Consider the following 9,468-nt stretch of genomic DNA (forward strand, 5'->3'; position numbering starts at 1 on the left):
CGCCGATCACCCGGCCAAGCGACTGGCCGATCTGCTGCCTTGGAACTGGATGCCAACCAGTGAGGCCGAGCAGGCCGCCTGACCAGTGGATCCGTCACCGAGCGCTTACAATGGACCTGAGTTCATCGCTCAATCTGTGCAGAAGTGGATCGCCGCCGTGGGCGCAAAGACAGCCTACATCACGCCAGGCTCACCGTGGGAGAACGGCTACATCGAGAGCTTCAACGCGAGGCTGCGGGATGAGTTGCTGAACGGGGAGATCTTCTACTCTCTGCGGGAGGCACAGATCCTGATCGAGAGCTGGAGGAGACACTACAACGGGGTTCGGCCGCACGCCTCGCTCGGCGACCGCCCGCCGGCCCCGGAGGTGTTCGTGCCAGCTTTAACCGCTTGGCCGGCTGCGCTCGCCCGACCGGCTCCGCCGGCCAAGCTACCCGTGGTGGAAAGGCCCACGGTTCACTAACATTCCACTCGGGCCACCCCGTGGGGGCTGATCACACCAACTCGGGGCTGCGCTCGACGCCACTACTCGCGACAGCCTCCATCCGCGCCCGAGGACGCATATCGAGCGATCGACGGTTCGAGTTTTCCGACGTCGACCCCAGATCGCGGCTCAGCGCTCGGGCTTGGCTTCTTCCGGCCGGGACACGGCCAATTCTAGCGCACGGCGGATGAACCGCTGGTACGGCATTCCCTCCCGTGACGCCGATGCCTTGACGGCATCGAGCAAGTCTTTCGGCAAGCGCATGTTGACGCGCTCCGTTTTGGGCGCGAACTCGAACCGGGCCGGCTTGAATTGCGAAAAATCCAGGCCGGAGAGATCCTGATCAAGAAAAGCCTCGGCCTCGGCATCGGTGGCGAATTCAGGAATCTTGATGCTCATAGGATGCAACCTCCTTGCGGTGCATGGAGCGAGCGCTGATCGGCCTGATGGACATCTCATCGCCATACTGCCTGATCGTGAAGGCAACGAAGATCGATCGACCGGCGGGCGTACGTCCGATGGCGATCAGGCGCTGCTCCGTCGCCGAATGATCCAGATCGGGCTCGATTGGCGGCCGCCCGCGCAAGGCGTCCTGGATCTCCGCGATCGAAACGCCATGCTTCCGGCATTTCTCGCGACTGCCATCGTCCCACTCGATCCTGACCAACGACGCAGGCTGCTCCCGCCCATGGTGCAAACAAACGTATGTACGGGGCCAGGGTGGCGCCACAGTTAACGAAATGGGAGATTTCGTCAGGCACGACACACGGAGACCCGCGCCCGCCGCCGCGCCGCCTGGCGCCCGAGATCACGCCCGAACATCGTCCACGTCACGAGCGTCCATGCCCCCCACCCGCGACCCCGCCCTCGACGACCTCGACCCCAAGAGCGCGCAGAGCCTCCACGCCGCCCTCTCGGCGGAGATCGCGGAGCACGACCGGCGCTATCATGGCGACGATGCGCCGACGATCTCGGATGCCGAGTACGACGCCCTGCGCCGCCGGCTCGAGAGCATCGAGGCGCGCTTCCCCGATCTCGCCGGCACCGGCGAGGCCTCGGCCAGCGTCGGCGCCAAGGCGTCGGACAAGTTCGCCAAGGTACGCCACGCGGTGCCGATGCTGTCCCTCGGCAACGCCTTCTCGGACGAGGAGATCGGCGACTTCGTCGAGCGGGTGCGCCGCTTCCTCGGTCTCTCCGGCGGGGAGCCCGTCGCCTTCACGGCCGAGCCGAAGATCGACGGCCTGTCCCTGTCGCTGCGCTACGAGAACGGGCGCCTCGTCACCGCGGCGACGCGCGGCGACGGCGAGGTGGGCGAGGACGTGACCGCCAACGTGCGGACGATCAAGGAGATTCCGGAAGAGCTGGCCGGCGCGGACTGGCCGGACGTGTGCGAGGTGCGCGGCGAGGTCTACCTGTCGCACGCCGATTTCGCCGGCATCAACGCGCGCCAGGAGGCGGCCGGCAAGCCGCTCTTCGCCAACCCGCGCAACGCCGCCGCCGGCTCCCTGCGCCAGCTCGATTCCAGCATCACCGCCTCGCGGCCCCTGCGCTTCTTCGCCTACGCGGCCGGCGAGATGTCGGACCAGCCGGCCGACAGCCAGTTCGAGATGATCGAGGCGTTCCGCGCCTGGGGCCTGCCCGTAAACCCGCTGACGGTGCTGTGCGCCGACGCCCCCGCGATGCTGGCGCATTACCGGACGATCGAGGCGCGGCGCGCCGATCTCGGGTACGACATCGACGGGGTCGTCTACAAGGTCGACGACTTCGCGCTCCAGCGCCGCCTCGGCTTCGTCGCCCGCGCCCCGCGCTGGGCGCTCGCCCACAAGTTCCCGGCCCAGCGCGCCACCACCGTGGTTGAGGCGATCGACATCAATGTCGGGCGCACCGGCTCGCTCAACCCGCTGGCGCGCCTGAAGCCGGTCACGGTCGGCGGCGTCGTGGTGTCGAACGCGACGCTCCACAACGAGGATTACGTCCACGGCGTCGATGCCGACGGCGCGCCGATCCGCAGCGGCGTGGCGATCTGGCAAGGCCAGAGCCTGCGGACCGATCTCGACCTCGCGCAAGGCTCCGACGTGCGCGTCGGCGACACGGTGGTTGTCCTGCGCGCCGGCGACGTGATCCCGAAGGTCGCCGACGTGGTGCTGGAGCGCCGCCCCGCGGAAGCCGTGCCCTACCGATTCCCCGAGACCTGCCCGGCCTGCGGCAGCCACGCGGTGCGCGGCCTCAATCCGCGGACGGGCAAGCTCGACGCGGTGCGCCGCTGCACCGGCGGCCTGATCTGCCCGGCGCAAGGCCAGGAGCGGCTCAAGCACTTCGTGTCGCGCAACGCCTTCGACATCGAGGGCTTCGGCGAGACCTACATCGAGACTCTGTTCGAGGCCGGCCTGGTGCGCCAGCCCGCCGACCTGTTCCGCCTGGACTTCGAGCCCCTGAAGGCCGCCGTGGTGGCGCGCCGCCAGGCGCTCTCGGCCGAGCGCGCCGCGGCTGCGGGCAAGGAGGTCAAGAAGGCGGCAAAGAAGAAGGACGACGAGGACAAGGCGATCAAGAACCTGCTCGCCGGGGTCGAGGCGCGGAGAAAAATCCCGCTCAACCGGTTCATCTTCGCGCTCGGCATCGAGCAGGTCGGCGAGGCGACCGCCAAGGCGCTGGCCAAGCATTTCTCCGACATCCCGGCCCTGATGGCGGGGGTGGCGGCGGCGGCCGCCTGCCAGCCCGGGCCGGACTGGATCGCGCTCGCGAGCCTCGACCGGGTCGGCGCCACCACCCGCGACCGGCTGCTCGCGGCCGCCGCCGACTCCCCCGACGCGGACCTGCTGGCCGGCGGCGCGGTGGCGCGGCTGTCGACGCCGCAGCGCGCCGCCCTGGTCGAGGCCTACGGCGACGCGGCCGGCGTGCGCGCGGCGGTGGAACGGGCGATCGCCCAGGTTCCCGGCGACGCCTACCGGGCGCTGGCCGACGACGGCGAGGTCGGCGCGGTGACCACCGCCTCGCTGATCCAGTTCTTCTCCGAGGCGCACAACGTCGCGGCGGTCGAGGCCCTGCTCGCCGAGGTCGAGACCGAGCGCGCGGCCCCGGCGGCGCAAGGAGCGGCCTTTGCCGGCAAGACCGTGGTGTTCACCGGCACCCTGGAGAAGATGACACGCAGCGAGGCCAAGGCGACGGCCGAGCGGCTCGGCGCCAAGGTCTCGGGCTCGGTCTCGGCCAAGACCGATCTGGTGGTGGCGGGGCCGGGCGCCGGCAGCAAGCTCAAGGATGCCGAGAAGCACGGCGTGAAGGTCGTGTCGGAGGACGAGTGGCTGACGATGGTCGCCTCCGCCTGAAATTCGGCGTCTTCGCCGGGGAGAGCGCGGGGATGAGCTTTTCGCGCACCCTCGCGATCGACTTCGAGACCGCCAACGAGCGCCGCGACAGCCCCTGCGCCGTCGGCCTCGCCTGGATCGAGGACGGCCGGGTGGTGCGGCGGGAATCGCGGCTGATCCGCCCGGCGGAGATGCGCTTCTCGCCCGGCAACATCCGGGTCCACGGCATCCGGCCGCGGGACGTCGAGCGGGCGCCGTCCTTCCCCGAGGCGATGGCGCCGTTCCTGCCGGAGATCGCCGGCAGCCTGGTCCTCGCCCACAATGCGAGCTTCGACGTCGGGGTGCTGGCGGCGACCCTGCGGGCCTACGGCCTGGCGCAGCCGGCCTATACCTCGCTCTGCACGGTCCAGCTCGCCCGCCGGCACTGGCCGGGCGAGGGCGGCCAGGGGCAGGGCACCTACCGGCTCTCGTCGCTCGCCGCGCGGATCGGCGTGACGTTTCGCCACCACGATGCCGGCGAGGACGCCTATGCCTGCGCGCAGATCGCGCTCGCGGTGATGCGGGAATCCGGCGCGCCCGACGTCGCGAGCCTCGCCCGCCGCCTCGGCCTCGCCCGCGAGCGGGCCGGGGAGGGCGCGCGTGCGCCCGACGGTCTCGCGGCCCGCGCCCTGCGGGGCATCGCGGCCCCGAGTACGGTTCAGGATGCGGGCCGCGGCGCGGCGCCGCGCCAGGCCCGCGCGCCGCTGCTGCATTTCGTCGTCCGGGGCAGCAGCGGCACGCCCTACGACGTGCGGCTGGTCGAGGGCCGCGACGGCCCGCGGCTGCGCTGCTCCTGCGCCGGGGCGCGGTTCCGGCCGGATTGCCGCCACGTCCGGGCGCTCGCCGCCGGCGAGATCGACGCGCTCCTGTCGGACAATCCGGGGGACGTGGCGCAGCTGGCCGGGCTGCTGCGGGTGGGGTGAGGGGCGGGACGCTCGTCCGCCTGTCCCTGCCGCCGGTTCCCGCCCCAGGCCGAGCATGACGAAAACGACGGTCCAGACATGACAAAGGCGGGTCCGCGCTCGCGCGCGGCCCGCCTCGTACGATTGACGGCGGTCTATGACGACCCGCGCGGCCCTCAGTGGGCTTCGCGCACGGCCACGGCACTCGGCGTCAGGCCGAACCGCTCGGCGAGATGCCAACGCAGCTCGCGGGACGAGTGGTATCCGTAGCTCTTGTCGATCAGGTGGCTCACATCGGTGGAGCCGCCATCGCCGAAGCGATTGATCTGGTCGACATGGAAAGTAGGGCCGTCGTTGAAGACGGTGGGCGCGCCGTCGCGCCGGGTGAACTCGAACAACATGGATGTCTTTTCTTCTATCTTTTCGGCGCTCCACGCGGGAGCGACTGTGCGTGGCGGGCGGCCAGGGGGCCGCCGGCGGAGCATGGTCTGAGCCCGCAAGCTCATAACGCTCCAGTGCGGCCTGGGTTCCGTAACCTTAACGGAATTAGCGTTAAGATCACGTTAACCCGGGCCGGGGGCCGCCTTTAGGCGACCTGCAGGTTCACGGCAGACATCTTGCTGCTGTCGCGACGGTCGGCCTGCAGCTCGTAGGAGACCTTCTGGCCCTCGACGAGGCCGCGCAGGCCAGCCCGCTCCACCGCGGAGATGTGGACGAAAACGTCCTTGCCGCCATCATCCGGCTGGATGAAGCCGAAGCCCTTCTGGTCGTTGAACCACTTAACAGTACCAGTATTCACGCGGTCGTCCTCGTCTCGTTAGAAGCCGCAACGCTCTGCCCTCGCGCGAGAGCATGACGGTGCGACAGCGCCAATTGTCCGGATGGGAGCTTCGATGGCCGGGGCCCACTGGGTCCCGGCCGGGCACGATGCCCGAGGCCGCCCGCCCGTTGCCGCTGAACCCCATGTAGGGGTGCAGTCTGTCCGGAACAAGGCAGGGCTGCCGCGACAACGCGCACCCCGCGTGTCAGCGGTTGGTGCGCCCGCGCTGGTTGGGGTCGACGCCGCCCTGGGGCGTGGTGTCGTTGGCGACGTCGCCCTCGTCGGTGTTGGCCCCGGCGAGATCCTCGGGATCGCCGCCGGACATGGTCATCCCCTTGGAGGTGCCGGTGCCGGGATTGCCCTTCAGGTCGGCGTCGGTCGGGGTGGTGGTCTTCGGTTGCTTCGAGGTCATGCGCGATTTCCTGTCGAGAGAGCGCGCCTAACGGTTGAGCGCCTGCTCGAGTTCGCCGCGGGTCATGCGCGAGCGGCCCTTGATGTCGCGGCGCTTCGCCTCGTCGTAGAGCGCGGCGCGGGTCGCCTGGGACCGCGTGTCGCGCTCCTTGGACCGGGTCCGGCGGAAATTCGCCCTGTTGTCGGACGGGCTCTCCCGGTTCGACGCGCCGGCCTCCCGCAGCGCGATGGCGACGGCCTGGCGCCGGTCGGTGACCGGCTCGCCGTCGCCGCGCTTCAGCTCGCCCTCCTTGAACTCGTGCATCACCCGGGCGATCGTGCCCTTCTGGGCGTCGGTCGTCTTGTGTGAGCTGGTCTTGGGTGGGCTGTTCTGGCGTGCGGCCATGGTCGTCATCCGCTCGTTTCGGGCGTCCGGCGCTCCGTTCCGGCGGATCAACGCCGCGGGTCTGGCCTCGTTTCGCGCGATGCAGGCCGGCGTTGCGCGCGATTCCCTGTCGCCTCCGGCGGAGGGCTCCCATATACGGACCACAATTCTACGGTGTCGGACTGTCAATGGCGGGTATCTCGGTTTCCCTCGAAGGCTCGAACATCCAGCTCTCGTTCCAGAAGGACGACCAGTCGACCGCGGTCATCATGGATGCCAGCGCGGCCCGCGCCCTCGTGCGCGCGGTGGGACAGCTCCTCACGGTCATGCACGAGCCGGACGAGGCCGAGATCGACGACCTCGGCGAGGACGAGGCGGCGATGCTCGACGTGACCTCGCCGGCGATCGAGGTCGGCACCGACGAGCAGGGCCAGGCGGTGGTGGCGCTTCAGGCGGGCGGCCTGCCGCCGTTCCAGCTCCGTCTCACCGACGAGGAGGCGCGCCACGTCGCGACCTCTCTCAACGAGATCCTGAACGCCCCGCGCGACGTGCGCAGCTCGCATGGCGGGCACTGACGACGGCGCGCGAAAGACGATGCGAGGGGTGCGCGCCCCGGCGCAGAAACGAAAAGGGCGCCCGGTGGGCGCCCTTCGTGTTTTCAGAACCGCGTGCCGGGATTGCTCGGTCCGCCCGGGAGGTAGTCGGGCTCGGAGCCCGGCCCGGTCGGGTCGGTGATGCCCGGATCGTTGACCGGGTAGGGCGAGCGCGGCCCGGTCGGGCCGGTATCCGGCAGGTCGTCGGGGGTGATCGGCGGCGGGATGTCGCCCGGGATCCCACCGGGAACCGGCTCGTGGCCGGGCAGGCCTGGATTGGCCATGGTCGTTCCTCCTGTCCGTCGGGATGCAGGGGATCAACCGACCCGGGCAGGCGGGGTTCCGCCGCGGCAGAGGGCGGGGATGGGCCGGGAATGGGGACCGGAACCGGTCCAGGCCGGGGTCGTTGCCCGGGCATCCCGCACTCTCCCCGGAGATACCCCGATGCCGAGCATCACGCAGGCCAAGATCCTCATCATGGCGACCGACGGCTTCGAGCAGAGTGAGCTCGAGGTGCCGAAGGCCAAGCTCGCCCAGGCCGGCGCCCAGGTGACCGTGGCGGCGCCGAAATCCCGCCAGGCGCCGGACAGCATCCGCGGCTGGGACGGGGCCGATTGGGGCCGCCCTGTCGCGGTCGACGCCGACATCGAGAGCCTCGACGTCTCGGCCTACGACGCCCTGGTGCTCCCGGGCGGGCAGATCAACCCGGACAAGCTGCGCCTGGAGCCGAAGGCGCTCGAGATCGTGCGCGGCTTCGTGTCGAGCGGCAAGGTCGTCGCCGCGATCTGCCACGCCCCCTGGCTGCTCGTCGAGGCCGGCGCCGCCAAGGGCCGCCGGATGACCTCCTACGCCTCGATCAAGACCGACGTGGTCAATGCCGGCGCCGACTGGCGCGACGAGCCGGTGGTCACTGACCAGGGCATCGTGACGAGCCGCAACCCGGGCGACCTCGACGCCTTCTCGGCCAAGATCATCGAGGAGATCGAGGAAGGCCGCCACGACCGCGCGGCGGCGTGAGGTCGAGCCTCCGGCAAGTTCCGCAGACGCCATGACGCGTATCCGCGCGGTGAAGCCAAAGGCTTCGCCGCGCGGACAAGACCGATCGACCTCATCGTGAAGCGATCGGGCCGCTACGCCATCGATTGCTACCGGCCAAGTCGGAGCACGCGCCGGTGTTTGAAGGAGCGGCATCGTCCTCGGGCGGGTGGACACCCGGAGCGCCTTTGCGCCAGGGCCCCTGCCATGCCGGCGCCCCGTCTGCCCTGGCGGCGGAAGAACGCGAGCAGCTGCTTCGGGCTGCCGCTGAATAACCAGCGTTGAGGCTGAGGCCCGAACCGAAGGCGGTGAGGGAGTCGCGCGGATCGGGAACGAAGATCGCACAATCGATGAGAAACGCCGATCTCGCCGGATATGCCTTCGCTGCGGCGGTCCGAGACGGCTCGCAAGGGTAGGCTCCGCTGAAATCCAAACCCTAGAAACAACAAAGGCGGCCAACAAGCCGCCTATGAGATGCTCTGCCGGTACAGAGTTTTTATGGTCGGAGCGAGAGGATTCGAACCTCCGACCCCTAGTCCCCCAGCTTAGCGGGGAGACTTGAAAAACAACAGATTTTTCTCCAACCACCGTCTGGGACAACCTAATGCGATCAAGGGGTTAGGGCGGTTTTACAAACCGCCGGAACAGCTTCGAGCGGATGGTGCCTTACCCGCCCCGCAGCTTGGCGATGCGCAGGCGAAGCTCCTCGTCCTCCCGCTCGAGGCGCGCCAGCTCGTCGCCGATCTCGGCCGTTCGATGATCGAGCGCGACGCGGGAGGTGGCGTCGACCTTGCTCCGTAAAGCGCGGTCGACCGCCTGCTCGGCACGGAGCCGGGCCCGCGTATGGAAGATGGCGGCGCGTTGAAGCTCGAGCTGGGCGAGGGCGAGCGCGTCGATCTTGACCGCGACGGTCGTCACCTCGGCCCGCACGAAGCTTTGCGTCGCCGGGATGGGCAGTCCCGTGGCGACGTAGGCACCTACTAAGGACCCGGCGATGCCGATCGCGGCGGCGGCCGTCTTGGCATGGGTCATCACCGCATCGATCATCGTCGGGCCCCGCATGGTCATGGTTGGCGTAAGGGCCGGATCAGTCGGCCCGGACGCCCTTGAGGATGCCGGCCGCGATCGCCATCACGGCGCCCGCGGCGGCGACTACCTGCGCGGCGGTGTCCGGATCGCCCAGGTAGGAGGCCAGGGCCGGCTTGCCGGCGAGGCCGGCCGCGACCGCGCCGGCGGCGAGGAGCCCGGCGATGACGCCCGGGGTGAGGAGCTTGCGCATGGATGAGCCTCTCGACAGGAGGCGCCGGATGCCGCCGGCGCTCGGATCTCAGGCGGCCCGGGCCCGGGCCCGGCCGCAGGTCGGACAGGCGGGAGTGGGGGCGGGCGCGGCGTGGAGCGCCAGCGCCGCGGCGCGGACCTCCTCCACCCGCCGGCCCCAGCCACGGCCGAACCGCGGCCAGGTCGACAGCGCCCGCAGGAACGCCAGCCGCCCGTCGCACAGGGCGTTCACCAGCCCGG

At 70.1% G+C, this 9,468-nt stretch carries 13 protein-coding genes and 2 pseudogenes; 5 read left to right on the forward strand and 10 right to left on the reverse strand.

Annotation, left to right across the window (positions count from 1 at the left end; all coding sequences use genetic code 11):
• Positions 1-109 precede the first annotated feature (109 nt).
• Positions 110-463, forward strand: a pseudogene (locus HPY23_RS08825) (integrase core domain-containing protein); the annotation flags it as partial.
• A gap of 150 nt (positions 464-613) precedes the next feature.
• Here the strand turns inward: HPY23_RS08825 and HPY23_RS08830 are convergent.
• Together HPY23_RS08830 and HPY23_RS08835 are read right to left on the reverse strand one after the other, a co-directional pair.
• Complete coding sequence (locus HPY23_RS08830) at positions 614-883, reverse strand: CopG family antitoxin (protein ID WP_091891797.1); 270 nt, start codon at positions 881-883, stop codon at positions 614-616.
• On the reverse strand, positions 864-1,151 hold the full coding sequence (locus HPY23_RS08835) for a BrnT family toxin (RefSeq protein WP_091891794.1): 288 nt from the start codon (positions 1,149-1,151) through the stop codon (positions 864-866). Before HPY23_RS08835 ends, HPY23_RS08830 begins: the two co-directional genes overlap by 20 nt.
• A 175-nt stretch (positions 1,152-1,326) precedes the next feature.
• On the opposite strand from HPY23_RS08835, the gene ligA reads away from it, so the two are divergent.
• Positions 1,327-3,807, forward strand: coding sequence for an NAD-dependent DNA ligase LigA (ligA, locus tag HPY23_RS08840; RefSeq protein ID WP_091891791.1), 2,481 nt, complete (start codon positions 1,327-1,329; stop codon positions 3,805-3,807).
• 32 nt (positions 3,808-3,839) lie between these two features.
• Positions 3,840-4,748, forward strand: coding sequence for a 3'-5' exonuclease (locus HPY23_RS08845; RefSeq protein WP_091891806.1), 909 nt, complete (start codon positions 3,840-3,842; stop codon positions 4,746-4,748).
• A gap of 155 nt (positions 4,749-4,903) precedes the next feature.
• Here the strand turns inward: HPY23_RS08845 and HPY23_RS08850 are convergent, their stop codons facing one another.
• The 4 genes from HPY23_RS08850 to HPY23_RS08865 form a co-directional block, all read right to left on the reverse strand.
• Positions 4,904-5,128, reverse strand: a complete 225-nt coding sequence (locus HPY23_RS08850; RefSeq protein WP_091753266.1) for an AsnC family transcriptional regulator — start codon at positions 5,126-5,128, stop codon at positions 4,904-4,906.
• 185 nt (positions 5,129-5,313) lie between these two features.
• Positions 5,314-5,526 (reverse strand): cold-shock protein, encoded by a 213-nt coding sequence (locus HPY23_RS08855; protein ID WP_060846239.1) that lies wholly within the window; start codon positions 5,524-5,526, stop codon positions 5,314-5,316.
• A gap of 226 nt (positions 5,527-5,752) precedes the next feature.
• Positions 5,753-5,959, reverse strand: coding sequence for a hypothetical protein (locus HPY23_RS08860; protein WP_091891789.1), 207 nt, complete (start codon positions 5,957-5,959; stop codon positions 5,753-5,755).
• A gap of 27 nt (positions 5,960-5,986) precedes the next feature.
• A complete protein-coding gene (locus tag HPY23_RS08865; protein WP_091891803.1) occupies positions 5,987-6,343 on the reverse strand; it encodes a DUF6496 domain-containing protein in 357 nt (118 codons plus the stop codon).
• A gap of 167 nt (positions 6,344-6,510) precedes the next feature.
• Between HPY23_RS08865 and HPY23_RS08870 the strand changes: the two genes are divergently transcribed.
• Positions 6,511-6,897: a hypothetical protein gene (locus HPY23_RS08870; protein WP_091891786.1), complete on the forward strand. Its 387-nt coding sequence runs from the start codon at positions 6,511-6,513 to the stop codon at positions 6,895-6,897.
• A gap of 83 nt (positions 6,898-6,980) precedes the next feature.
• Here the strand turns inward: HPY23_RS08870 and HPY23_RS08875 are convergent, their stop codons facing one another.
• Positions 6,981-7,199 carry a hypothetical protein gene (locus HPY23_RS08875; protein WP_060846237.1) on the reverse strand — a complete coding sequence of 73 codons (219 nt, stop codon included), beginning with the start codon at positions 7,197-7,199 and terminating at the stop codon, positions 6,981-6,983.
• Positions 7,200-7,359: 160 nt separating this feature from the next.
• On the opposite strand from HPY23_RS08875, the gene HPY23_RS08880 reads away from it, so the two are divergent.
• Positions 7,360-7,932, forward strand: coding sequence for a type 1 glutamine amidotransferase domain-containing protein (locus tag HPY23_RS08880; protein WP_091891783.1), 573 nt, complete (start codon positions 7,360-7,362; stop codon positions 7,930-7,932).
• A gap of 684 nt (positions 7,933-8,616) precedes the next feature.
• Here the strand turns inward: HPY23_RS08880 and HPY23_RS08885 are convergent.
• From HPY23_RS08885 to HPY23_RS08895, 3 genes and pseudogenes are all read right to left on the reverse strand, one after another.
• Positions 8,617-9,012 (reverse strand): hypothetical protein, encoded by a 396-nt coding sequence (locus HPY23_RS08885; protein ID WP_131800198.1) that lies wholly within the window; start codon positions 9,010-9,012, stop codon positions 8,617-8,619.
• A gap of 25 nt (positions 9,013-9,037) precedes the next feature.
• Positions 9,038-9,229 carry a hypothetical protein gene (locus tag HPY23_RS08890; protein ID WP_058619152.1) on the reverse strand — a complete coding sequence of 64 codons (192 nt, stop codon included), beginning with the start codon at positions 9,227-9,229 and terminating at the stop codon, positions 9,038-9,040.
• Positions 9,230-9,277: 48 nt separating this feature from the next.
• Positions 9,278-9,468 (reverse strand): annotated as a pseudogene (locus tag HPY23_RS08895) (glycoside hydrolase family 108 protein); the annotation flags it as partial.

The organism is Methylobacterium ajmalii, assembly GCF_016613415.1.
Taxonomy (GTDB): domain Bacteria; phylum Pseudomonadota; class Alphaproteobacteria; order Rhizobiales; family Beijerinckiaceae; genus Methylobacterium; species Methylobacterium ajmalii.

What these genes read in the sequence shown, in the direction of transcription:
- HPY23_RS08830 (WP_091891797.1), bottom strand. Translation starts at nt 883, where the DNA reads ATGAGCATCAAGATTCCTGAATTCGCCACCGATGCCGAGGCCGAGGCT.
- HPY23_RS08865 (WP_091891803.1), bottom strand. Translation starts at nt 6,343, where the DNA reads ATGGCCGCACGCCAGAACAGCCCACCCAAGACCAGCTCACACAAGACG.
- HPY23_RS08890 (WP_058619152.1), bottom strand. Translation starts at nt 9,229, where the DNA reads ATGCGCAAGCTCCTCACCCCGGGCGTCATCGCCGGGCTCCTCGCCGCC.
- ligA (WP_091891791.1), top strand. Translation starts at nt 1,327, where the DNA reads ATGCCCCCCACCCGCGACCCCGCCCTCGACGACCTCGACCCCAAGAGC.
- HPY23_RS08875 (WP_060846237.1), bottom strand. Translation starts at nt 7,199, where the DNA reads ATGGCCAATCCAGGCCTGCCCGGCCACGAGCCGGTTCCCGGTGGGATC.
- HPY23_RS08850 (WP_091753266.1), bottom strand. Translation starts at nt 5,128, where the DNA reads ATGTTGTTCGAGTTCACCCGGCGCGACGGCGCGCCCACCGTCTTCAAC.
- HPY23_RS08870 (WP_091891786.1), top strand. Translation starts at nt 6,511, where the DNA reads ATGGCGGGTATCTCGGTTTCCCTCGAAGGCTCGAACATCCAGCTCTCG.
- HPY23_RS08860 (WP_091891789.1), bottom strand. Translation starts at nt 5,959, where the DNA reads ATGACCTCGAAGCAACCGAAGACCACCACCCCGACCGACGCCGACCTG.
- HPY23_RS08845 (WP_091891806.1), top strand. Translation starts at nt 3,840, where the DNA reads ATGAGCTTTTCGCGCACCCTCGCGATCGACTTCGAGACCGCCAACGAG.
- HPY23_RS08885 (WP_131800198.1), bottom strand. Translation starts at nt 9,012, where the DNA reads ATGCGGGGCCCGACGATGATCGATGCGGTGATGACCCATGCCAAGACG.
- HPY23_RS08880 (WP_091891783.1), top strand. Translation starts at nt 7,360, where the DNA reads ATGCCGAGCATCACGCAGGCCAAGATCCTCATCATGGCGACCGACGGC.